Genomic DNA, 21,015 nt, shown 5'->3' with positions numbered 1-21,015 from the left:
TTCATGATTATTTTACCTTCTGCGCGAAGGAGTAGAACCTGATCAGTCAGTCACGCCGTTTTTCTCATCCGACAGAACGGCTTCCGTCATTTCCCGGATCAGTCCGGGAAGCACACCGTAAGAATAGGGCTTATAGAGCCGTTCCATCCAGGTATGCGCCCGTTTGCCGTAGACGCCCATATCCAGTACCGGGATATTCAATTGGTGGATCTGTTTCAGAGGAATGCTGTAAGTCCGGCCCCAGCCGGGGAAATTGCTGATGATGTCGTCTGTCTCCTTATCGGATTCACTCATCGCCAGATAACTGCTGTCGGCAAGATACGGGAAGAAGCGCTTCTTTGCAAACGGCTCACCTGTTTTCTCTTCTGCCTTTTTCAGAATCCGATCGACCAGCCGGTCACAGTGCCGCTCCGCCGCCACGCCATCCCGCAAATAATTATGCGGGCAGTACGGCGGTGCAAAGAAGATGATGACCTTCGGACGCTTATCTCCGGCCGCAGCCTCAAGTGCTTCAATAATCCGGTAGCTGGTCTGCCGGAAATCTCTGTCCGGGTGCTTCCTTACCGTATCCTCTGTAATCTTCGCCACATCAATACCCGATGCAGTAAGTGTATCAGTAAATTCTCCATATGTCATGACCTCGGCGGACCAGTCCGGCGCGTTTCCCTTTAAACCGCAGTTTTTCGCAAACGCGCTGTACTGATGGCTCAGGAACTCTTTCAAATCGGCACACGCCTGTTCGGCAACGCCCTTCAACTGATCCAGCACTTCTTTCGGCGTGCGTTCATATAGAAAATAGTTAAAGTACAGATAAGCGGCACCGGCCGTCTGGACATTATAAAAATCTTTCCGGTCCCTGAAATACAGGCAGGACGGCGGCAGGATGACTTCATTATCGATTTTCTCCGCACGGTCCATCCGGTCGTTGAGCGCTTCATTGATTTTGCTCGCAATCAGTGTCGGATCAATACCTGCCAGTGTTTCACCGACGTGCGTTTCGCGTCCTCTGATATAGAAGCAGCCGAGCAGTTTGCCGGCCGACCCGGTGTAGACATACCGGGTCGGGTCGCCTTTATAGAGCGGACTGACAAAGTCGCCGTTAATCGCCAGCAGATAGTTCAGGTGCTTCTCTTCTTTCAGCCGGATCAGCTCATTTGTGGCTTCCATGATCCCTTCATGATCGTTTTCTTCAACCGGATTGAACATAACCAGCAGGTTGCCGCTTAGTTCTTCCGGATGCCGGACATAATGCAGCAGGTTGCCCAGATGAACGGCGTCGCCGCTCTTCATATCGAGCATCCCGCGTCCGAACAGCCAGTCCCCTGAAGCGGCATCCTGCTGCACATCACTGTCTTTGTCATAGTTGCTGAAGTACGCACGCAAATAATCCGGATCCAGGGCATGCGGCTCAAGAGCGCCAAAATCCTCAATACCGACGGTGTCCATATGACCATGATAGATCACCGTACGATCTGTCGGCTGCGGGCTTTCGAGTAATGCGAACACACTCTTCCTCCCCAGAGCATCATGCTTCAGCAACTGCGTCCAGACATGATCCGGATGAGCCGTAAAATATGGATAGGAACGAATGATTTCTTCAAGTTTATCAGCGATAGCCACTTCACCTGATGTGCCGTTCACGCTCTTAACAGCAACCAGTGCGCGTGCGATCTGCTCGATCTGACGATCCTCCGGCAGATCCTTGAGTTCCTGATACATTGACAGTCCCCTCTTTAAGTTCAGTCATCCAGTTTGTCACGTTGCAGCACAAGTGATGAGCAGTGAATACCCCCGCCCATTTTATTCAGTTCGTCAACAGGAATGGCAATGACTTCAACGCCTGCTTTTTCCAGTGCGTCGATGGTCCGCACACCCAGTGATGTGAACAAAACTTTGCCCGGTGCCAGGCACAGACAGTTCGTTGTCATCGGCGGATCAAGCGGATCGGTGTAGATCAGCTTGATCCCGCGCCCCTGCAGCTCCTGCAGGAACCAGTGCGGCAGATTGGTCGGATCGACCAGTGCTTTATCGACATCGACCATATTGAAAACCTCATCCAGATGAATCATGCTGGACGGCAGATCGACAACAATCAGTTCCATGCCCTGCCAGGACAGGATCGCCCGCATCTGGTCGATGCCGGCCTGATTCACACGGATTGAACGGCCGCAAATCGCTGTCTTCGAGTCCAGCACCATGAAACTGCCGCCCTCAAAGAAGCCTGAACCCTGGATCGATGCCAGTACCGGCATCCCTGCTTTTGCAGCCGTCAGCAGCGTTCTTTTCGTCTCACCGACCCTGAACTTGAGGGCAAACCGGGCCATCACCAGTCCGCCGGGGATGACCATACCGACATCGCGGGCAAACAGATTGTTTGTCAGGGGTTCATCGTCCTCCACCATCGGAATGACCTCAACCCCTTCTTTTTTCAACACCGAGGTCATTGTGTCATGCTGCTCCTGCATTTTCGCCAGATCGAGCGGATCCTTGCTCAGACAATAACTGACGATGCCGCCGCTCTTGTCACGCAAAATCCGCGCATGTGCTTCCGGCTCAAATTTTGCCTTATTCAATTCATTAATTTCATCACCCGGTCGGTGAACAAACACTTTGCGGACTTTACCGACGGCATTGCTGTTCCCCCAGTCGCTGCCCCAGTACTTTTCCAGCAGAGACGCATCCTCAAAGGGTTTCCTGACCATATTTTCATCCAAATATTTATGTAATACTGACAAACCACACACCTCCTGAGAGTTTCTCACAATATATGGGATATAATCTGACACGTACTGATGCCTCTATCATAATATAAAACGGAAAATGGTGACAATGTTTTTTTCGTTCACTTTGTATTTTCTGTGGCATGCCGCCCGGCTGTCTCCCCGCTTCCTGCTTCATTTTCTTTTCCAGGTACACAGCAAAGCATAATAATGTTTCCTGATCGGGTTAGAAAAGATGACGTTTCCAGCATTGATTCAAAGCTGTTCATGTCCTTCAATCCGTCTTGTGTCAGATTCACGAAGGAAATAAATAATATTGTTATGATTTCTTACATTCATATTGACACCTGTATAATTACCGTCTATTATAAATACCGTAAACTTCATCCTTTCTGTTTTCGTATATCCTTAATAATACGGTTTGAGGGTTTCTACCGTGGAACCGTAAATTCCCGGCTACGAAAAATATGCGTGCATATTTTTCGTAGCCATTTTTTTATTCTTAGCTCTGTTCACGTTTACTGTTAGTTTATACTGTGTTGTTTTGATCGGAAGGTGCGAGACTCCTGCGGGATCAGCCGCGGAAAGCGAGCGCCTTCAGCGAAAAACAACTGACAAGTTAACAGAGCCTTATTCTTAAACACTCAGTGGGGGCGGGTATCATTGGGAAAAATACTGGTGAAGCATGCCAGAATTATTACGATGAATAAGAATGAAGACATTCTTACAGGGGATCTGCTTATTGACGGCGACCGCATCGCAAAGATAGCACCGTTTATCGATGATCCGACCGTTGATAAAGTCATCGACGCCACCGGAAAAACCGTCATTCCCGGGTTCATTCAGACCCATATCCATCTCTGCCAGGCGCTGTTTCGCGGCAAAGCCGACGATCTGGAACTGATGGACTGGCTGCGGGAGCGGATCTGGCCCCTTGAAGCCGCCCACGATAAAGATTCTGTCTATATATCGGCGATGCTCGGCACCGGTGAGCTGATTGCCGGAGGATCGACGACCATTGTCGATATGGAAACCGTTCATCACACGAATGCGGCATTCGAAGCGATTGATAAAAGCGGCATCCGCGCCCTGTCCGGCAAAGTCATGATGGATAAAGGCGCAGATGTTCCGGCCGGGCTCCAGGAGAAAACCGATGCATCCATTCAGGAAAGTGTCGATCTGCTGGAGAAATGGAACGGCCGCGATAACGGACGGATCCGCTACGCCTTTGCCCCGCGGTTTGTCATCTCCTGCACGGAGCAGCTGCTCGTTCAGGTGCGCGATCTGGCAAACCATTACGGTGTCTTTGTCCATACACATGCCTCCGAGAACCGTGGTGAAATTGCGATTGTCGAGCGGGATACCGGGATGCGCAACATCGTCTACCTGGACCATATCGGCTTAGCGGGAAAGCATCTGATCCTTGCCCACTGCATCTGGCTGACCGAAGAAGAAAAGGAGATCATCCGTAAACGCGGCGTGCATGTCAGCCATTGTCCCGGATCCAATCTGAAACTCGCCTCCGGTATCGCCGCCGTCCCGCAGATGACCGGCATGGGGATCAATATGGGGCTCGGTGCAGACGGCGCGCCGTGCAATAACAATCTGGACATGTTCAATGAAATGCGTCTCGCTGCACTGATCCACAAACCGGCAAACGGGCCGACGGCAATGAATGCCCGTCAGGTGTTCAGAATGGCAACCATCGATGGCGCACGGGCTGTCGGTATGGAAGATCAAATCGGCAGCCTGGAACCCGGAAAGAAAGCTGATCTGGCGATTCTCAACCTGAATCATTTTCACTGCCGGCCGTCATTTGGAACCGACCCTGTATCCCAAATTGTTTATTCTGCAATCAGTTCCGATGTGGAAACAACGATCATCGATGGTAAAATGGTGATGGAAAACCGGCAGATGAAAACGATGGATAAAGCGCTTATTCTCAAAGAGTCGGAGCAGGCAATTGATCGGCTGATGAAACGTACCGGCATTTCTATTTAAGAATGAATGCCCGTAAGTCAACTGACCTTTTTCATTAACGATTGATTACCGGGCAGGCCACGATCATAAAACACGTTGTTTCCGGGCAGACTACCGGCAGCGTTATCTATGGCCAACATCATGAACAACATGATGAATATATCAGGAGGGATTCGTTTTGACCCAGTTTGATCTGCCGGAACTTGAATTTTCCCCCGATGCCCTTGAACCTTACATCGATAAAGAGACCATGGTGATTCATCATGACAGGCACCATCAGACCTATGTCTCTAATCTTAATGCGGCACTCGCTAAATATCCTGAACTGAAGAAGGCATCATTAACAGACCTGATCATTCATCTGGATAAAGTTCCGGAAGAAATCCGGACAGCGGTGCGAAACAATGGCGGCGGTCACTATAATCACAGCTTATTATGGAAAGTTCTGATTCCCGGCGGTGCTCATGAACCGCGCGGCAATTTAAAAAAAGCCATTGACAGTGCATTCGACAGTTTTGAATCGTTCAGGGATGATCTCTCTGCAGCAGCTGCCGGCCGTTTTGGATCCGGCTGGGCATGGCTGACCCTGGACGCGCGCAAAAAACTGACAATTGGCAGCACGCCGAATCAGGACAGTCCGTTGATGGATGGGCAGACACCGCTGCTCGGCATCGATGTCTGGGAACATGCTTACTACCTTAAGTATCAGAACAAAAGGCCGGAATACATCAAGAACTTTTTCAAGATGATCAACTGGGATTTCGTCTCAGACGTTTACGATAAAGTGACCGGTCGGATGGTTGCTGAGTAAAGTTCAATGTCCTTCCCTCGAAAAGTGGGGTCCGCCGTTCGGTGGACCCCACTTGCTTTTAAAGAATCTCCGGATGAAAATTAAAGAGATGAATGACCGTTTGGGAGATGAGTATATGGAAGAAGGAATCGGTCTGGTGCTGATTGAGCTGTGCGACTACAATCAGCTCACGCCGGAGCATCTGAAAAAAATAGTCTCAAGACCCGAAGTGGCTGTCATGTCCTACGATTGTCTGAACCGGTGCGGCATGTGCAGCATGTGTCCCTTCGCCATGGTTAACGGAACACGGATCTTTGCCGGCACAATTGATGCCTGCGTCGAGAAGATCAGCCACCAGGTGGACGTTGAACTGAGAAAGCTATCCTGAGAACAGGATCCTTTTTCCCTCTTTTTACCGAAAATCAGGATGAAGAAACTTGACACACACCGGATCCGGAACAGAAATTTCCGAACCAGCAAGGTCAAGCCTGCCGGTTTCACTGTTCCGCGCGAAAAGGACCAGGTTACCCGAATTCTGGTTCGCCGCAACGATGAACCGGCCTGTGGGATCGATTTCAAAATCACGCGGCCATGCCCCACCGGTCGGCACTTGCGCAACAAGCGACAGTTTTCCCGAATGCTCCTCCGTCCTGAATACAGCCAGCGTATCGGCTCCACGATTGGAGGCATACACAAACCGGCCCTCCGGAGAGATCTTGATCGCCCCGCCCTGGCTGTGTCCGGTAAACTGTACCGGCAATGCGCTAATTTTCTGAATGAGGTCAAAACGCCCGGAGTCCGCATTGTAGTGAAGGGCAATGACCTCGGAACTAAGTTCGGAGATGACATAGGCGAAAGGAGCGGACGGATGAAAGACAATATGTCGCGGACCGGTACCCGGTGCAAAATCCATAACGGCCGCACGAACCAGCTTCCCGCCTTCAATCCGATAGGTAGTCAGCTGATCTGTGCCGAGATCAACAGCAACGATAAACTTCCTGTCCGGCGTTAAATCAGCGAAGTGGACATGAGGACCTTCCTGGCGCTCCGGATCAGCGCCGGACCCGGAGTGCACATCTGTGTCCAGCAAAGCACCGATTCCATCAGGCCCCCCGGCTGCATATAAGTCGACAGTCGCCCGATGATAATTGGCAGACAGGAGATATTGTCCCTCCGGATCGATACTGACGTAACAAGGCGACGCCCCTTCGGAAATCTGTTCACCTGACTTTTCCAGCCGTCCCTCCGTATCTATTTGATAAGCCGCGATACCGCCTGATTGTCCGGCTTTGATCACGGAAAAAAGCTGCCTGCTGTCCTTGCTGACGGATAAATAAGTCGGGCTGCCTGCTTCTGCCGCCAATGCCGGATCGAGCATTTGCCCCTTCTCTGTATCCAATACGAATGAATAAATACCCTTGCTGTTTCCTTTTGTATAGGTGCCGATATACCCTCTGATCTGACTCATTCTGTTTTCCCCCTGCCCTGAAGATTGTATTGCTGTTATTTTCCCGCCAGACGCCGCAGATGATCGAGCCCCCAGCTGATCAAGAGATGGATCAGCGAAAAAAAGACGGCCAGTCCCATCATGAGCAGCAGATATGCATTAAGCCGGCCGATCAGCAGCATCGTCTGCCCGCTTAGAGACGGATCCAATACCGCACTGAGGCTGTTGATCACCACGATCAGCAGAACTAACGCGCCGCCCCCGCTCGCGGCGCCGCGAATATCCTCCATGCTCAGCGACATGTGTGATGCTGTGCAGAACGCAAGCATGGCAAAAATCCAAAACCGATAATCCCCCGGCCGGACACTCGAAAACAAAACAAAAAAAACTTTGGCTAAACGGTGGCTGTAAAACGCCCAGCTTTGCGGGTCCATCCATAAAAATCCCTGATCACTGGAAAAGATCAGCGCCGTCATCTTTTGAAAGGTGTCAGGAAGCAGAACCCTGCCAAAGAGCAGGATCGCCAGACTGCCCCCGAAAAGCGGTGCCGTGCCGATAAAGAAATTGCCGATCCGCTGGTACAGGCTGTCCGGATTGTATGCGTGCGACACATAGCCAATGGTGCCGTGGGCATCACTTCTCTGAAACAGCTGAATACCGGTCACTCGGTGTCCGAACAAGAGACACAGTGCGGCATGACTCAGTTCATGAATCGGTGTGCCGAGCCAGGCCGTTGCATACACCCCTCTCAGGCCGAATGACCGGATCATATGGCTGTTTGACCGTCCCTCAAGATAACCCAAAATAAACCCGAAGACAACGAGCCCGCCTGTCAGGGACAGAAATGCCATGAAGCTTGACCAGAGCACACTGAGTACTGTTAGAATCACCGGCTGAACAGACATTGTTTAGCGCAGGCCCAGATGCTGCTTTTCAAGAAATGGCTTCAATGCCTTTCGATAGGGATTGCCGAGACCGCGTGCAATCTGGCCTGTCCACGTTTCCTCGCGGGTTCCCCCGGTTCTTGTTTCGTAATAGCGGCGGACTGCCTGATCATAAGCATCGAGCGCATCCCTTGAAGGCTGCGGATTATAGTGATTGCGGTGATAGACCACATCATGCGGCAGGCGCGGCTTCTTCTCGGGATCCTGATCCGGATAGCCGACGGCCATGCCGAAAAGCGGATACACATGATCCGGCAGCTGCAGGAGTTCCGATGTTTTGTTGATATCATTCAGGATGCTTCCTATATAGCAGATGCCAAGGCCTATTGATTCCGCCGCGACCGCCATGTTCTGAGCAGCAAAAGAAGCATCGCCCAATGCCACAATCAGCCGTTGTGTCGTATCAAGTACCGATGTATCCTCATGATGGTCTCTTCCAATCAGCTGATTACGATACTGGTCGGCCACAAAGACGAAGAAAAAGCCATTGTGCTCAACGTAAAACTGATTATTCGCCGAAATGATTCTCAATTGTTTCTTGATTTCCGGATCGTCAACACCGATGATCGAATAAGACTGGGTAAAACTTGATGTTGATGCCGCCTGGGCACTTTCAACCAGAAGCTGAATCTGTTCTTCAGTTAACGGCTGATCCTTGAACTTGCGAATCGACCGATGACTCAGCAGCGTCTCAATGACCGGATTGGTTTTCATACTTAGCAAAATCTCCTTATCAAATGAATTTATATATTATACGTTTCCCAGCCCTGTCCCGCCCAAACAGCTGCTAAAAAAGGCGGTGCGGACATCGGCCATCCACACCGCCTTCTTCATCTGTTCCACTTATTTTCCCAGGGCTTCGGTCAGCGGGGGAACGATCTGCTTCTTGCGTGAAACCACGCCTTTAAGTACTGCCAGATTGTTCTTCAAAGTGACATGGAAAGCTTTCTCGGCTGCTGCCGCTGCTTTGCCAAGAATCAGTCCCTCAGAATCACTGGTCAGAATATTGGTCACCGCGAAGACGAACAGGTCAAGATTCTTCGCCTCGATCTCCTTGTTGATGGCTGCTTCCAGCTCAGCTTGTCTGGACAGGGCATCGTCAAAGTCTACTACGTTTACCTGGCCGATTTCGACCTGATACTTGCCCATTTCAAATGGCTTCATATCCATGGTGATCAGTTCTTCCGCTGTTTTGTCACCGATATTCGTTCCTGCTTTCAGCATTGCCAGACCATAGGACTGCGTATCCACACCGGAGATTTCCGCCAGTTCCTTAGCAGCCTTGACATCTTCCTCCGTGCAGGTCGGCGATTTGAACAGCAGCGTGTCGGAAATAATCGAAGAAAGCATCAGCCCGGCGATCGTCTTCGGAATGGCAACGCCCTGTTCCTTGTAAATTTTGTTCAGAATCGTACAGGTGCAGCCTACCGGTTCTGCTCTGTAATAGAGCGGTGCTTTCGTCTCAAAATTAGCGATCCGGTGATGGTCGACAACAGAAAGCACGTCCACTTTGTCGATATCGGCAACGCTCTGCTGCCGTTCGTTATGATCGACAAGGTAAACAGCCGGCACTTCACTGGCAACCGTCTTTACGAGCCGCGGCACTTCCACATTGAAGTGTTTCAGCACATATTCCGTTTCACCATTCAGCTCGCCGAGGCGAACAGCTTCGACGTCTTCACCAAGCTTCTTTTTCAGCTCAGCAAAAGCAATGGCGGAACAGATTGCGTCGGTATCCGGACTCTTATGCCCGAAAACAAGCACTTTTCCCATCTTCTCTACCTCTAATCACGTATATTGACTATTTCCCATATATCGATAGTCTGTCACTAAAAACATACCCTATGTATCTCAAAATTTCAATAGATGGGGGAGCGGAGTAAACAAGGTTACAAAATAGAACCATTGTCAATATTAATTGTCACTATATTCCCTGTAATCAGATTGATTTCAACATGATTTCATATTATTTTCACATTTGCAAGCGTTTTCACTGGAAACCAGACATTGTGACATCTATAATTGAACCATCAAAACGAAAGGATGGTTCATTAATGTCGAACGAGACAACACTGACGGGTAATACCAAGCTGGCAAAATCGATTACCTCACCAAAAAAGTTTATTGTTGGTAAGGGCATTCTCGCAAATATCAGCGAATATATTGCACCGTTCGGAAGTAATGCTTATTTTATTTGTGACGAATTCATCGTTGAACGCGCAGCATCTGAAGGCGGCGATTCTTTCCGGGATAACGGAAAAAAAGCGACCTTCGAGAAATTCAACTATGAATGCTGTCAGACCGAAATTGACCGTAACCGGAAACTTGCCCGTAAGGCAGGTGCCGACGTTATTGTCGGCATCGGTGGCGGAAAAACACTTGATACAGCGAAAGCAACTGCCTATTATGAAAAACTGCCCGTGGTCATTTATCCGACAATTGCATCAACCGATGCACCATGCACATCAATCGCTGTTATTTATACGGATGAGGGTCAGTTCGATCATTATCTCTTTCTTCCCGGCAATCCGGACATGGTTATTGCCGATACAGAGATTCTTGCAGCAGCACCGGCACGTTTCTTCGCTGCCGGAGTGGGCGACGGTCTGACTACTTACTTTGAAGCCCGCGCCTGCCACCGCGCTAATGGTCTGAACCTGGCTAATCTGAAATCATCCATGGTCGGTGTGGGACTGTCACGGTTATGCTATGAGACGATCCTGAACAATGCGATTCCGGCCATGCGTGCTGTGGAGAAAAAAATATCGACGACTGCGGTTGAAGAGACCATCGAAGCAACCATCTATATGAGTGGTGTCGGCGCCGAATCCGGCGGGCTCGCAGCGGCACATGCGATTCATAACGGGATGACGGCAGTACCGTCCATCCACCGTGTTCAGCATGGCGAAAAAGTGACATTTGGCCTTCTCACCCAGCTGGTTCTTGAAAACGCGCCTCAGGAAGAGATCAACCAAGTTGTTCATATTATTAAAGCGGTTGGTCTGCCATTGACCCTATCCGATCTGGGTGTAGATCATTTTGACGAAAAAGAATGGCGCCGTGCAGCCCAGCTTTCCTGTGCTGATAATGATACGATGGGCAATATGCCGTTCGAAATCACACCTGATGATGTTTTCAATGCCATCGTCACGGCAGATGCGATCGGCGAATCCTACAAAAACTAATCTTTTTAGAAAAAGAATTGTAATCGTTTACACAAAGTATGCCGTTTCTCACCTAAGAGAAGCAGCATACTTTTTCCGATACGCTTTACTCGAAACAGATCCCTGTCGCTCGCGGGTTATTCTCTTTTTAACAGTTTCGTATTGGCAATGTAGAGTGCGCCGACCAGAACGAGAATCGAAATCGAATAATACAGAATCGACTGCGGCTGATCATGCACCACAACGATCAGGCGGACGATCGCCGTAACGCCGATATAGACAAAATATCTGAGCGGAAAATGATAATGCGCCTGAAAGTATTTGATGATCAGCGCGATAAATTCAAAGTACAGGAAGAAAACCAGAATACCCTCAAGCAGATGATCATACGAAGCGTTACCGCTCAGAAACAGATCGGTGAAGAACTGATAAGTTTCTTTGATTAGCGCAACGCTTAAAATGACTGCCAGCGCAATCAGTACGACATTCAGGATCCATTGGAGGACAGACGTGATAAGGTGATCGATTTCCCTGTTTTCCATTTGATTTCTCCTTAAATAGTGTGATCCGCCAAACCCGGAGACACGGTTAATCGAAAAACGAAAAACAGCCGCCCCTGTTGATCCGGGACAAACTGTTTTTCATTTTACCCATATATTCGTTCAGTTTTTCTTGAGTCCGCGGGCAAACGCATTGCCCAGAGACTGAATGATCTGTACAATCACGATCAGAACGATTATGACGGCATACATAACGTCCGGCTGGAACCGTGTATAACCGAACTGGTACGCCAGATCGCCTAACCCGCCGGCACCGACCAGACCGGCCATTGCCGTTTCACCGATAAGTCCGATCGCCGCAATGGTCAGTCCGAGGATCATCGGCGAACGTGCTTCGCGAATAATGACATACCAGACAATCTTTGTCGTCGAGATGCCCATCGACTGATAGGCTTCGATGACACCATGGTCCACTTCAAGCATTGCCGACTCCATCAGACGGGCGACATAGGGCGCACAAGAAACGACAAGCGGGAAAATGACACCCTGAACGCCAATCGTCGTGCCGGCAATCAGTTTGGTCACCGGCAGAATCAGAAACAGCAAAATAATGAACGGTATCGAGCGAATGACATTAATGATCGCATTAAGTACCGCGTAGAGCCCCGGATTCTCCGCCTGCCCGCCTTTGCGCGTCAGGATCAGAGAGACACCCAGAGGAATTCCGACAAGAACTGAGAGCACTAAGGAAATGACGGTCATCTGCATGGTCTGGATAAATCCCTGCCAGATTGCGTCGCCCCACTGATTAATAAATTCAGCCATCTCAGCCGGTCACCTTCTCTACAATAATATTCTGTGCTTTCAGGTAAGCCACGGCATCGTGAATCTGTCCGGTTTCACCTTTTAAATGGACGAGCAGATTGCCGATGGACTGATCCTTAAGCTGGTCAATCCCGCCGGCAATGATGCTGGGAAGCACTTCGAACTTCCGGGCAAGTGTGGCCAGGGCCGGGTCCTTTGCCGATTCACCCAGGAACGTCAGGGAAACGAGTTCACCCGTCTTGAGCAGGTCCTTATAGATCTCATCCGGTATCTTAAAATTGGATTCATTCCGGACAAACTGTCGGGTCAGCTGCTTCTTCGGCTGTGTAAACACATCAACAACCGTGCCTGCCTCGACAATCCTTCCCTGCTCCATGACAGCCACGCGGTCACAGATCCGCTGAATCACGTTTAGTTCATGCGTGATCAGGAAGATGGTGATGCCCAGTTCCCGGTTTACTTTCAGAAGCAGTTCGAGAATCGAATCGGTTGTCGTCGGATCGAGTGCGCTCGTCGCCTCATCACTGAGCAATACTTCCGGCTCATGCGCCAATGCCCGGGCGATCGCCACGCGCTGCTTCTGTCCACCGGAAAGCTGACTCGGATAAGCCTTGCTGCGGTCCGTCAGACCGACGATCCTGAGATATTTATCCGCCCGAGCTTTAATCTCCTTCTTCGGCACGCCTTCCAGCTTTAACGGAATGGCCACATTGTCATAGACATTGGCGGTTTCAAGCAAATTATAGCCCTGAAAAATCATGCCGATTTTTCGGCGCAGTTTTCGCAGGCCGGCACGGTTGAGTTTTAAAATATCTGTGCCGTCGACGAGAACCTTGCCGCTGGTCGGATGCTCGAGCAGATTGACGCATCGGATCAGCGTGCTTTTCCCGGCACCGCTGTAGCCAATCACGCCGAAAATTTCGCCCTTATTTACCTTCAGGCTGACGTCTTTCAATGCTTCAACTTTGTTCTTCCCTGTAATAAATGTCTTTGAAACATGCTGAATGTCAATCATAGCCTGAACTCCTTACCATGCTGGAACGACAGAACCACCAAATGTTTTTTTGATATAAGCCTTAACATCAGCTGAGTGATAGTATTTCTGGATCTGTTTGATCACTTTGTCGTTCTTGTTTGCCGTCCGGACAACAAAATAGTTCGGATACGGATTATGAACCAGCGGCTCGTGGAAAATGGAGTCTTTGAGAACCGTCAGACCGGCGCCCATGGCAAAGTTTGTGTTAATCGCCGCAGCGGCAACCTGATCCAGCTGTTTCGGCAGCTGTGCCGCATCCAGTTCGACGATCTGCAGATGTTTCGGATTGCTGATGACATCGCGTTTCGTCGATGTGACACCGGCACCCTTTTTAAGCTTGATCACGCCGGCTTTTTCAAATAATTGAAGCCCGCGCAGTTCGTTCGCCGGGTCATTAGGCACCGCAATCTTTTGTCCGTTCTTCAGTTCACTGAGTTTCTTGATGCTCTTGGAATAGATTCCCATTGGGAAAGCTACTGTAGCGAATGCATCAGTGATCTTGTAGCCCTTGTTTTTGATCTGATCTTTCAGAAAGAGCATTGTCTGATAGCTGTTGGCATCAAGATCTTTATCATTCAAAGCGATATTCGGCTGGTTGTAATCGTTGAATACTTTCAGATGAATCGTCAGTCCGTCCTTCTTAGCGAGACGTGCGACTTCTTCCATCACCTGCTGATGCGGTCCGGCCGTAACGCCGACCGTCACTTCTTTTGTACTCAGCTCTCCGGATGAGCTGCTCCCGCATGCCGACAAGGCGAAAACGAGCGACAGGACTAACAAGGCAGATAATGCTTTTGCGAATCTCTTCAATTGAATTCCCTCCACGTGTAGTGTTTACTGACAAATGCTATTCTAAATATCCGCCATACGAGAAGAAGAACATGAAAAAGGCTTCTCTGTATAAGAGAAGCCGATGATTCTGTTTCTTCTCTTATCTCTCAGCACCTAAAATATGTACTGCAGGAATTGGCACCCTAATCATCATCTGATTGGGTTGCCGGGTTTCATCGGGCCAGTCCCTCCACCGCTCTGGATAAGGAATATTAAATTAGTCAGTAAATAGATTGTAACCTGAAATTGCATTTGTGTCAAAAAAATTACATAATTCTACCGATTATGCGATTTGTCGGTCAAATGCTTACCGGGTCGCGTAGCCTTTGGGGTGACTGCTGTGCCATTTCCAGGCATCGGCCAGAATCTCCGGAATGTTCGTATGTTCCGGTTTCCAGCCCAGAATCCTTTTTGCCTTATCTGAAGACGCGATCAGCGTGCTCGGATCGCCCGCGCGACGCGGTGCCACCTCAGCCGGGATCGTTTTCCCGGTGACTTTGCGGGCCGCCTCAATAATTTCTTTGACGGAAAAGCCTTCGCTGGAACCGAGGTTAAAGACGTCACTTTTGCCGCCGTCAAGAAGATAGCGGAGCGCGAGACGATGTGCTGCGATCAGGTCTTCAATATGTACATAGTCGCGGACACACGTACCGTCCTTGGTCGGATAGTCATCGCCGAAGATCGAGATTTTCTCCCGCTCGCCGGCTGCCACTTGCAGGACGATCGGAATCAGATGCGTTTCCGGATGATGATCTTCACCGATTTTTCCTGATTTGCTTGCTCCGGCAACATTAAAGTACCGGAGAGCAACAAACCGCATGCCGTATGCCCGGTCACACCACTTCATCATTTTCTCCATCGTCAGTTTTGTTTCGCCGTACGGGTTCGTCGGCAGGGTCTGCATCTCTTCGGTGATCGGCACCTGCTTCGGTTCGCCGTAAGTCGCCGCAGTCGATGAGAAAACAATATGCTTTACATTATTTTCTTTCATCACTTCGAGCAGAATCTGCATGCCGTATACGTTGTTATTAAAATACTTTAACGGTTTCTCAACGGACTCGCCGACAAGTGAATTCGCCGCAAAGTGAATCACACCATCGATCTTTTCCTTCTTGAAAACCGAATCAAGGAATGCTTTATCGCGAATATCTCCCTGATAGAACTTTGCCTGCGGATGCAGCGCTTCTTTATGGCCGGTCTGCAAGTTGTCGACAACGACAACATCTTCGCCGGCATCGATCAACTGATATACGGCGTGCGAACCAATATAGCCCGCTCCGCCTAAAACGAGTATAGACATGACTGAACTCCTCCCGAATCATCAAGAACTATTTTTACTGGCATGAATATTCTCTGCTAATTCATTCGTTTTGACAAGGCTGAAACAGGCAGTTCCCTCTGCGGAGCCGATTCAGCGTTTGATAAACTTTATGGTTATCGATTGCTGAAGCGCACGTTCCAGATGTTTCTTATGTTTCTGTGCGGCCTGCTCTTCAAAGAACGCATCGTCATGATAATAAGCTTCCAGCTGAACCTGACGCTTTTTGCCTATTTTTACTCTCACCTCATCGACAACGTGCTGACGCGTCCGGTCGAAATCATGAGCGAGCCGCAGCACTGAGCCAAGCGTCTCATACATTTTAAGTTCTCCATCAGTAACCATTTTTTTGTACGGAACAGCAAAGTCAAGCATTTTCGCCCGGTTTTTGAACGAGGCGATCAGCGCCATGCCCAGGCGGTTATGATGACTCACACCATTAATACTGATATTCGTCAGCAGGTAAAAAGTGTGTGCACTGCTCGATTCATTGTTTACGTATTCACCGATGTAGGCCAGATCAGCGCTGTGAGACAGAAGCCAGGCTGTTTGTTTCTCTGAAAACGTACTGCCGATCAGCGGGCTGATCCCGTTGAAAATCTGAAACGCCAGTGCCTTGACATAATTCGTATGGCTGGAATCAAGATTGAAATTGCGTCTCAGATGACGGATACTCTCATTCAGAACATAAGGGACTTTGTCCACACCCCTTTCGTGCAACAGCCATTCGTAGAAAATCCCTTCGCGCAGCCCGGCGCAGCTGAGCATAAACGTTGTCCCCTGATTCATCTGCATCAGTGTATTGATGACTGCTGATGCCGGCACAATAATATCGGCACGGTCTTTGGACAATCCGTCCATCGATTCGCGCTCCGACTGTGTCATCGATGCCAGTTGATGAGTCAGGCTGCCCAGCCGTTCACGCGGAATCGTATACTGGTGCAGGCCGACCATTGGATAATGCTGCTGAACCTGATCGATTTTGGCCAGGTTGCGGGCTGTTCCGCCAATCCCGATGATGGGAAGAGCCTGCCCGGTCAGCCAGCTGTATCCGGAAAAAGCATGTTCCAGAAAATCACGTAATTTAGCGGCTGCCTCCCGGTCATTTCCGGCAAAATAGGTCTGGTATAAAGTCACCGCGCCAAAGGCAAACGAGTGCGAATGAATCAGCTCTCGGTTACGGAACATAGTAACTTCTGTACTGCCGCCGCCAATATCGATGGCAATCCCATTTTCAACGAAGGTTGAATTTATGACTGCATAATAGCCATAATAAGCTTCTTTCAATCCAGGAAGCAGACGGATTGTCAGCCCTGTCCGCTCCTTAACCCGCTGAATGACCTGCCCGCTATTTCTCGCTTTACGCATTGCTGCGGTTGCGACCGTATCAATGACGGTGACCTTGCTCTCTCGTGAGAGAATCGACTGGAAACGATCGAGCACCGTCAGCAGAACACTGATGCCCTTTTCACTCAGGTTATTTTTGTTATCTATGTAGTTGCTGAGACGGGCAACCGCTTTGAAATTGAGCAGCTCTTCAAAAAAATAGTTCTTATCAATACCGATGACGACGAGCCTGATTGAATTTGAGCCAATGTCAATGACCGCGTGTTTCTGTACAACCTTCACTACCCAGTCCTCCTCCGGATGGATGGTCTTCATCATTTAGAGCCTTTTTAAAATTGCGTTCAATCGCATGAACCATATAGCGGATGACAGCGACACGGGCAAACCATTTATCGTTCGCCGGGATGATCCGCCATGGGGCATAAGGACGATCCGTCTTTTCAAACATCTCTTCGGCAGCAGCCAGATAATCATCCCATCGTGCACGGTTACGCCAGTCCTCTTCAGTGATTTTCCATTGTTTCAGGGGATTGTTCTGCCGCTCCATAAAGCGCCTGTACTGCTCCCCTTTATTGATATGAAGCCAAAACTTTTCAATAATATAGCGATCATCCGTCAGCAGTTTTTCAAAACTGTTGATTTCCGAATAAGCACGTTTCCATTCCTTTTTTTCCGCAAACTTCTCAACACGTTCCACTAATACGCGGCCATACCAGGAGCGGTCAAAGATTGCAATTTGGCCATACTGGGGGATCTTCCTCCAGAACCGCTGCATATAGTGATACCTTTTTTCATGCGGTGCCGGTGCCGCAATCGAGGTAACCCGCACCCCGCGCGGATCCAGATTGGCAACCGATCGTTTGATGGCACCGCCCTTTCCTGCAGCATCCCATCCCTCAAAGACAAAGATCACGGCGATTTTCTTCTCAACCAGCAGATGCTGCAGAGCAAGCAGCCTCAGCTGATACTTTTTCAATTTCTTCTCATATTCCTTACGGTTATCAATTCTCTGGGTGAGATCACAGTTACTCAGGCGTTCCACCTTGATACCCCCTCATCTTCTGATCCCGTTCGCGAGCACCTGAAGTACCCATCTTGCTGTGAAGCCGTCTTTATTATCCCTCAAATGGAAACAGGCCGGCAAGTTTCTTTCCGGATTTTCTCTTCATGCCGTCTTTTCCGTTTCTGAGCTTGCCGATCACCGTGACGGATATTTACTGAAAAACAGGCCAGACTATGTTGTGGCGACGTATCGCCAAAATTCTCAGGAAAGCTGTGAATGCAAATGCCTAAAGATCATGAGGAAAAGCTGAAGAAAGATCAGCAGAACGCGCAGGCTTTCGGGGACGAGGAATTTGCTCAGCCACTTGATGAACACTCGGTTGAGGAAATTGAGCGGGCCCAGAGAACCGGGGACGAAGAAGAACACGGATCGAAAAAGAAAGCCAATAAGCACTGAAAGCAGGGCAAAAGAAAGGGGATCTCTAGAGATCCCCTTTCTTTTATTGTTCTTAATTTAATTTTTGAAAGAATGAATTGGTGCGGGAATCCGGCCACCGCGTGCCACGAAGGCGGATGCTGAACTGCTGCTGACCGCCATCACCGGCGCATGTCCGAGCAGGCCGCCAAAGGTGACTGTATCGCCCACTTTTTTACCGGGTGCCGGGATGACCCGCACCGCTGTTGTCTTGTTGTTCACGACACCGATTGCCGCCTCATCGGCAATCATCGCCGAGATTGTCTCGGCCGGGGTGTCTCCCGGTATCGCAATCATATCCAGGCCGACCGAGCAGACAGCCGTCATCGCCTCAAGTTTTTGAAGGTTCAATGTACCTGCCTCTACAGCATGGATCATTCCGGCATCTTCAGACACGGGAATAAACGCACCGCTCAGGCCGCCAACATGGCTGCAGGCCATCACGCCGCCCTTTTTCACGGCATCATTGAGCAGTGCCAGCGCTGCCGTTGTCCCATGCGTCCCGGCGGAATCCAGACCGATCTCTTCCAGAATATGCGCCACCGAATCACCGACTGCCGGCGTCGGGGCGAGGGAGAGATCGACGATCCCAAACGGAATGCCCAGACGTTTGGATGCTTCGTGGCCGACCAGCTGTCCCATACGGGTGATTTTGAAAGCAATTTTCTTAATCGTGTCCGACACAACATCAAAGGACTGGCCCCTGACTTTCTCCAGAGCACGTTTGACGACACCGGGACCGCTGACGCCGACATTAAGAATGCAGCCGCCTTCCCCGACGCCGTGAAAAGCACCGGCCATGAACGGATTGTCTTCGACCGCATTGGCAAATACCACCAGTTTGGCACAGCCCAGTCCCTGTTCCGCGGCTGTGCGTTCCGCGGTCTGCTTCACGATCCGGCCCATCTCGGCCACGGCATCCATATTAATGCCTGCTTTAGTCGACCCGACATTGACGGACGAGCAGACACGCTCCGTCTCCGCAAGGGCCTGAGGGATCGACTGAATCAGCCGGTGGTCTCCCGTCGTATAACCCTTCTGCACCAGAGCACTGAATCCGCCGATAAAGTTAACCCCGGTCTCTTTTGCCGCCCTGTCAAGAACTTTGGCGTAGGCGGTATAGTCTTCATCACCGGACGCGCCGGCGATCAGTGCGATCGGAGTTACAGAAATGCGTTTATGTATAATCGGTATCCCAAATTCCGTTTCAATATCCTTTCCCGTCTGCACCAGGTCTTTTGCCAGGCGGGTGATCTTGTCGTAAATTTTCTGTCTCGCTTTTTCTCCATCGCTGTCAATACAGTCCAGTAAAGAAATACCCATTGTAATTGTCCGGATATCCAGTTTTTCTTCTTCTATCATCCGAATGGTTTCCAGAACTTGGTTTGTTTCCATTGTTCGGTAAAAGCCTCCATGTTAGATACTGTGCATCGATGTGAACAATTCCTCGCGCTGAATCTTGATCTGCACGTTCAGTACAGCGCCCTTATCTGCCAGTGTTTTCTTGATTCCGGCGAACTTTTCCTGGGATGCCGACAGATCAAGAATCATGATCATCGTAAAATAACCATTCATAATCGTTTGTGAAACATCAAGAATATTCACCTGCAGGTCGGCAAGTTGTTTGCTGACCCCCGCAATGATGCCGACATTATCTTTGCCGATAACTGTAAGAATTGCTTTCATGAACGATACCTCCGAATAACTGAATAACTCCTTGTTCCATGAGCCGGATCCGGCCGCAGAACCTGACGAAAGTCAGCGCCGCACCCATATTGACAAACAAGCTCCATTCTTATAAGATAAGACTTGTCTTTGTGAGGAACAGCAGGTTCTGCGGGTGTAGTTTAATGGTAAAATTAGAGCTTCCCAAGCTCTCGTCGTGGGTTCGATTCCCATCACCCGCTTCACGGAAAGGACGCGTCGGCGTTCTTTTTTTTATGGCCTGATTTTCTGTTCAGATGCTGGTTACCTTCCCAAAAGACTTCAGGTGATCGATACGATTATAGTCGACGATCTTCCAGGTTTCCCCTTCGGTCACAATATGACTGATGCATGTGTTGAACAGCTTGGTCTTTCCAGTACCGATCTGTCCCCCCGACAGCAGGGACAGAATCACATTAATCAGGCCACCGTGGGCAACCAGCAGCACTGTGCCCTCAGGGAACTTGTTTCGGATCAGTTGCAGCCCCCTTGTTACTCTGGTGCCGACATGGTCAAAGGTCTCCATTTCCGGAATTTTCCCGTCTGGAAAACAGCTGTTCTTCTCTCCAACCGTCATACCGGATGCCTGACCATAATCTTTTTCGATAAAATCGTTGCTGACGAACAGAGGAAGATGGCCGACAAAATGATTAACGATAAGCGCTGTCTCCTTTGCCCTAAGAAGCGGGCTGGTGAAAATCGCATTAAATTTCGATCGGCCCAGATACTCGCCAACCATGATCGCTTGCTGCTCGCCCCGGTCGTTCAATGGAACATCCTCACGCCCCTGAAGCTTACCCATTGCGTTCCAGTCTGTTTCTCCATGTCTGACCAGGCATAATGCTGTCATGACTCATCCTCCATTAGAAGTTTCCCGACTCTGCAGCATCCATGCTGTGTAAATTCATTATAGCGAATAATCTGTCTCTGTG

Annotated in this window: 21 protein-coding genes, 1 tRNA gene and 2 riboswitches; of the genes, 6 read left to right on the top strand and 16 right to left on the bottom strand. The window is 49.7% G+C overall.

Annotated elements, in window-relative coordinates:
* Nucleotides 1–42 precede the first annotated feature (42 nt).
* Together D889_RS0109585 and D889_RS0109580 are read right to left on the bottom strand one after the other, a co-directional pair.
* Nucleotides 43–1,719 carry a M20/M25/M40 family metallo-hydrolase gene (locus tag D889_RS0109585; protein WP_010631848.1) on the bottom strand — a complete coding sequence of 559 codons (1,677 nt, stop codon included), beginning with the start codon at nucleotides 1,717–1,719 and terminating at the stop codon, nucleotides 43–45.
* Nucleotides 1,720–1,739: 20 nt separating this feature from the next.
* Nucleotides 1,740–2,744, bottom strand: a complete 1,005-nt coding sequence (locus D889_RS0109580; RefSeq protein WP_238537650.1) for a dimethylarginine dimethylaminohydrolase family protein — start codon at nucleotides 2,742–2,744, stop codon at nucleotides 1,740–1,742.
* Nucleotides 2,745–3,098: 354 nt separating this feature from the next.
* Nucleotides 3,099–3,199, top strand: a riboswitch (purine riboswitch).
* A gap of 184 nt (nucleotides 3,200–3,383) precedes the next feature.
* On the opposite strand from D889_RS0109580, the gene D889_RS0109575 reads away from it, so the two are divergent.
* The 3 genes from D889_RS0109575 (at nucleotide 3,384) to D889_RS14945 (ending at nucleotide 5,878) form a co-directional block, all read left to right on the top strand.
* On the top strand, nucleotides 3,384–4,721 hold the full coding sequence (locus tag D889_RS0109575) for a 5'-deoxyadenosine deaminase (RefSeq protein ID WP_010631846.1): 1,338 nt from the start codon (nucleotides 3,384–3,386) through the stop codon (nucleotides 4,719–4,721).
* A gap of 157 nt (nucleotides 4,722–4,878) precedes the next feature.
* Nucleotides 4,879–5,511 (top strand): superoxide dismutase, encoded by a 633-nt coding sequence (locus tag D889_RS0109570; RefSeq protein WP_010631845.1) that lies wholly within the window; start codon nucleotides 4,879–4,881, stop codon nucleotides 5,509–5,511.
* A 115-nt stretch (nucleotides 5,512–5,626) separates the two neighbouring features.
* Nucleotides 5,627–5,878 carry a YuzB family protein gene (locus tag D889_RS14945; protein ID WP_238537642.1) on the top strand — a complete coding sequence of 84 codons (252 nt, stop codon included), beginning with the start codon at nucleotides 5,627–5,629 and terminating at the stop codon, nucleotides 5,876–5,878.
* 24 nt (nucleotides 5,879–5,902) lie between these two features.
* On the opposite strand, the gene D889_RS0109560 is transcribed toward D889_RS14945, so the two are convergent.
* From D889_RS0109560 to D889_RS0109545, 4 genes are all read right to left on the bottom strand, one after another.
* Complete coding sequence (locus D889_RS0109560; protein ID WP_010631843.1) at nucleotides 5,903–6,958, bottom strand: lactonase family protein; 1,056 nt, start codon at nucleotides 6,956–6,958, stop codon at nucleotides 5,903–5,905.
* Between the two features lie 35 nt (nucleotides 6,959–6,993).
* Nucleotides 6,994–7,842, bottom strand: coding sequence for a hypothetical protein (locus D889_RS0109555; protein WP_010631842.1), 849 nt, complete (start codon nucleotides 7,840–7,842; stop codon nucleotides 6,994–6,996).
* 3 nt (nucleotides 7,843–7,845) lie between these two features.
* A complete protein-coding gene (nfsA, locus tag D889_RS0109550; protein WP_010631841.1) occupies nucleotides 7,846–8,595 on the bottom strand; it encodes an oxygen-insensitive NADPH nitroreductase in 750 nt (249 codons plus the stop codon).
* Nucleotides 8,596–8,724: 129 nt separating this feature from the next.
* Entirely contained in the window at nucleotides 8,725–9,654 is a 930-nt protein-coding gene (locus D889_RS0109545; protein ID WP_010631840.1) for a manganese-dependent inorganic pyrophosphatase, read from the bottom strand.
* Between the two features lie 281 nt (nucleotides 9,655–9,935).
* Here D889_RS0109545 and D889_RS0109540 point away from each other — a divergent pair, with 281 nt between their 5' ends.
* Entirely contained in the window at nucleotides 9,936–11,066 is a 1,131-nt protein-coding gene (locus D889_RS0109540; RefSeq protein ID WP_010631839.1) for a glycerol dehydrogenase, read from the top strand.
* 116 nt (nucleotides 11,067–11,182) lie between these two features.
* Here the strand turns inward: D889_RS0109540 and psiE are convergent, their stop codons facing one another.
* From psiE to D889_RS14940, 7 genes are all read right to left on the bottom strand, one after another.
* Entirely contained in the window at nucleotides 11,183–11,587 is a 405-nt protein-coding gene (gene psiE / locus D889_RS0109535) for a phosphate-starvation-inducible protein PsiE (protein ID WP_010631838.1), read from the bottom strand.
* Nucleotides 11,588–11,707: 120 nt separating this feature from the next.
* Entirely contained in the window at nucleotides 11,708–12,370 is a 663-nt protein-coding gene (locus D889_RS0109530; protein ID WP_010631837.1) for a methionine ABC transporter permease, read from the bottom strand.
* Between the two features lies 1 nt (nucleotide 12,371).
* Entirely contained in the window at nucleotides 12,372–13,385 is a 1,014-nt protein-coding gene (locus D889_RS0109525; RefSeq protein ID WP_010631836.1) for a methionine ABC transporter ATP-binding protein, read from the bottom strand.
* 12 nt (nucleotides 13,386–13,397) lie between these two features.
* Nucleotides 13,398–14,216: a MetQ/NlpA family ABC transporter substrate-binding protein gene (locus D889_RS0109520; RefSeq protein WP_010631835.1), complete on the bottom strand. Its 819-nt coding sequence runs from the start codon at nucleotides 14,214–14,216 to the stop codon at nucleotides 13,398–13,400.
* 118 nt (nucleotides 14,217–14,334) lie between these two features.
* Nucleotides 14,335–14,446, bottom strand: a riboswitch (SAM riboswitch).
* A gap of 98 nt (nucleotides 14,447–14,544) precedes the next feature.
* Entirely contained in the window at nucleotides 14,545–15,537 is a 993-nt protein-coding gene (gene galE, locus D889_RS0109515) for a UDP-glucose 4-epimerase GalE (protein WP_010631834.1), read from the bottom strand.
* A 111-nt stretch (nucleotides 15,538–15,648) separates the two neighbouring features.
* Nucleotides 15,649–17,184: a Ppx/GppA family phosphatase gene (locus tag D889_RS0109510; protein ID WP_010631833.1), complete on the bottom strand. Its 1,536-nt coding sequence runs from the start codon at nucleotides 17,182–17,184 to the stop codon at nucleotides 15,649–15,651.
* A complete protein-coding gene (locus D889_RS14940; RefSeq protein ID WP_238537645.1) occupies nucleotides 17,153–17,950 on the bottom strand; it encodes a polyphosphate kinase 2 family protein in 798 nt (265 codons plus the stop codon). The genes D889_RS0109510 and D889_RS14940 overlap by 32 nt, the downstream gene beginning before the upstream one ends.
* 231 nt (nucleotides 17,951–18,181) lie before the next feature.
* On the opposite strand from D889_RS14940, the gene D889_RS0109495 reads away from it, so the two are divergent.
* A complete protein-coding gene (locus D889_RS0109495) occupies nucleotides 18,182–18,361 on the top strand; it encodes a hypothetical protein (protein WP_018962304.1) in 180 nt (59 codons plus the stop codon).
* A 57-nt stretch (nucleotides 18,362–18,418) separates the two neighbouring features.
* Here the strand turns inward: D889_RS0109495 and D889_RS0109490 are convergent, their stop codons facing one another.
* Nucleotides 18,419–19,774 carry a PFL family protein gene (locus D889_RS0109490; RefSeq protein WP_010631831.1) on the bottom strand — a complete coding sequence of 452 codons (1,356 nt, stop codon included), beginning with the start codon at nucleotides 19,772–19,774 and terminating at the stop codon, nucleotides 18,419–18,421.
* 21 nt (nucleotides 19,775–19,795) lie between these two features.
* Complete coding sequence (locus D889_RS0109485; RefSeq protein ID WP_010631830.1) at nucleotides 19,796–20,065, bottom strand: ACT domain-containing protein; 270 nt, start codon at nucleotides 20,063–20,065, stop codon at nucleotides 19,796–19,798.
* A gap of 150 nt (nucleotides 20,066–20,215) precedes the next feature.
* On the opposite strand from D889_RS0109485, the gene D889_RS0109480 reads away from it, so the two are divergent.
* Nucleotides 20,216–20,286, top strand: a tRNA-Gly gene (locus tag D889_RS0109480).
* A 50-nt stretch (nucleotides 20,287–20,336) separates the two neighbouring features.
* Here the strand turns inward: D889_RS0109480 and D889_RS0109475 are convergent.
* The gene (locus D889_RS0109475; RefSeq protein WP_010631829.1) at nucleotides 20,337–20,933 is read right to left on the bottom strand and encodes a histidine phosphatase family protein; all 597 of its coding nucleotides are present in this window, start codon (nucleotides 20,931–20,933) and stop codon (nucleotides 20,337–20,339) included.
* Between the last annotated feature and the right edge of the window lie 82 nt (nucleotides 20,934–21,015).

This window comes from Sporolactobacillus vineae DSM 21990 = SL153 (assembly GCF_000377985.1).
GTDB lineage: Bacteria > Bacillota > Bacilli > Bacillales > Sporolactobacillaceae > Sporolactobacillus > Sporolactobacillus vineae.
Note: the sequence above shows the minus strand (reverse complement) of the source record. Positions and strands in the feature narration are given on the sequence as shown.

What these genes read in the sequence shown, in the direction of transcription:
- galE (WP_010631834.1), bottom strand. Translation starts at nt 15,537, where the DNA reads ATGTCTATACTCGTTTTAGGCGGAGCGGGCTATATTGGTTCGCACGCC.
- D889_RS0109490 (WP_010631831.1), bottom strand. Translation starts at nt 19,774, where the DNA reads ATGGAAACAAACCAAGTTCTGGAAACCATTCGGATGATAGAAGAAGAA.
- D889_RS0109540 (WP_010631839.1), top strand. Translation starts at nt 9,936, where the DNA reads ATGTCGAACGAGACAACACTGACGGGTAATACCAAGCTGGCAAAATCG.
- D889_RS0109530 (WP_010631837.1), bottom strand. Translation starts at nt 12,370, where the DNA reads ATGGCTGAATTTATTAATCAGTGGGGCGACGCAATCTGGCAGGGATTT.
- D889_RS0109545 (WP_010631840.1), bottom strand. Translation starts at nt 9,654, where the DNA reads ATGGGAAAAGTGCTTGTTTTCGGGCATAAGAGTCCGGATACCGACGCA.
- D889_RS0109585 (WP_010631848.1), bottom strand. Translation starts at nt 1,719, where the DNA reads ATGTATCAGGAACTCAAGGATCTGCCGGAGGATCGTCAGATCGAGCAG.
- psiE (WP_010631838.1), bottom strand. Translation starts at nt 11,587, where the DNA reads ATGGAAAACAGGGAAATCGATCACCTTATCACGTCTGTCCTCCAATGG.
- D889_RS0109555 (WP_010631842.1), bottom strand. Translation starts at nt 7,842, where the DNA reads ATGTCTGTTCAGCCGGTGATTCTAACAGTACTCAGTGTGCTCTGGTCA.
- D889_RS0109495 (WP_018962304.1), top strand. Translation starts at nt 18,182, where the DNA reads ATGCAAATGCCTAAAGATCATGAGGAAAAGCTGAAGAAAGATCAGCAG.
- D889_RS0109525 (WP_010631836.1), bottom strand. Translation starts at nt 13,385, where the DNA reads ATGATTGACATTCAGCATGTTTCAAAGACATTTATTACAGGGAAGAAC.
- D889_RS0109485 (WP_010631830.1), bottom strand. Translation starts at nt 20,065, where the DNA reads ATGAAAGCAATTCTTACAGTTATCGGCAAAGATAATGTCGGCATCATT.
- D889_RS0109560 (WP_010631843.1), bottom strand. Translation starts at nt 6,958, where the DNA reads ATGAGTCAGATCAGAGGGTATATCGGCACCTATACAAAAGGAAACAGC.
- D889_RS14945 (WP_238537642.1), top strand. Translation starts at nt 5,627, where the DNA reads ATGGAAGAAGGAATCGGTCTGGTGCTGATTGAGCTGTGCGACTACAAT.
- nfsA (WP_010631841.1), bottom strand. Translation starts at nt 8,595, where the DNA reads ATGAAAACCAATCCGGTCATTGAGACGCTGCTGAGTCATCGGTCGATT.
- D889_RS0109475 (WP_010631829.1), bottom strand. Translation starts at nt 20,933, where the DNA reads ATGACAGCATTATGCCTGGTCAGACATGGAGAAACAGACTGGAACGCA.